Below are 1,298 nucleotides of genomic sequence, written 5' to 3'. Positions count from 1 at the left end.
TGAGCGATTTTATCAAAAGTAGATTTAATTTTTACTAAAATTTTGATGATCGATACTCAAATTGGATTTTATCATTTCTCGCTATATAATGATAATAGCGCGCCTCTTAACAGCATTTTGAAATTTCTTAAACGCCTTGATAATTAATATAAAATAGAAGTATCGGTTTTATGTCGCGGCGCGTTTTTTATATCGTTATCATTTAAGCTAAATTACGCAAAATTCCAAATCCCGTAAATTTAAAAATCTATGAAATTTAAGAGCGGGCGATTCCGCAAATTTCGCAAGCGGCATAAATTTTAAAGCGTTTAAATTTAAGCTCATGAAGCAAGATAAAATTTAATCGGAATCGCCGTCTCGTTCGTTTACCGTTCGTTGTTAAAATACCACAATTTTATTTCAAAGGATTTAAGATGCTAAATTACGCCAAGGGCTCCATTCGAGGGGCGTTTTGGACGAAGCCGTTCATCGTTTTAGTGCTGCTTTTATTGCTGCTGATCCCACTTACCTTCATCGATAATATCACCTATTCGCGCTCGGACACCAAAATGCGCGCCGAAGAATCGATACTTAACCCCGTCGGCGGCGAGTTGCAAATCCAAGGACTTGCGATCGTGGTGCCGTATAAAGAGATAATCGGAGCGGTGGACGATAGCAGCGGAAATATCGTAAAAAGGCAGATAAACAAAAATTTTATCATCGTACCTAAAAACTACTCCCTCGTGGCGGAGATCGATCCGATCTATCTAAAGCGCGGAATTTTTCGCGTCCCGATCTATAACGGCGACTTCGCGCTTAAGGCGGACTTTGAGGCGATAAACTACGCGGAGCTCGACGTCGATCCCTCAAAACTAAATTTTGACGAAACCGTGCTGGTGCTTGGAGTCGGCGATCAAAAATCCTTCACGGCCTTCCCTAGCCTAAATTTAAACGGCACGGAGCTCAAGCAGTATCACGGCAACGTCGAAGCGAAAATCTTTGAGCGAAATTTAATCTACAAACTCCCGTCTTCGGTGCTCTCATCGGATTTCAATATCTCCGGCACGCTTAAAATTCAAGGCGGCAAGGCTTTACATCTTGCTCCGATCGCGCAAAATAGCCGCTTCGACGTTAGCTCAACCTGGGCATCGCCTAGCTTCGGCGGCGGTTTCATCGCCAAATCGCGCGAGGTAAGCGCGCAGGGCTTTAAGGCCTCTTGGGAAGTAACTGGGCCTGCTGCGGGCATATCGCCTGCGTGGCTGGCCGATCAAAACGACCGCGTCGCTATGACGAACTGGCGCAGGGACGACGATAGAAAC

General features: G+C 44.7%; 1 protein-coding gene. It reads left to right on the top strand.

All coding sequences use genetic code 11. The features are described 5' to 3' along the window. Positions 1-413: 413 nt before the first annotated feature. Positions 414-1,298 (top strand): inner membrane CreD family protein (locus tag Q0236_RS06230; protein ID WP_297916116.1); only part of this gene is annotated, 885 nt, incomplete at its 3' end.

Origin of the sequence: uncultured Campylobacter sp., assembly GCF_938031315.1 — a bacterium.
Taxonomy (GTDB): Bacteria; Campylobacterota; Campylobacteria; order Campylobacterales; family Campylobacteraceae; genus Campylobacter_B.
The sequence above is the reverse complement of the archived record's forward strand: the minus strand, read 5'-3'. Positions and strand labels throughout refer to the sequence as shown.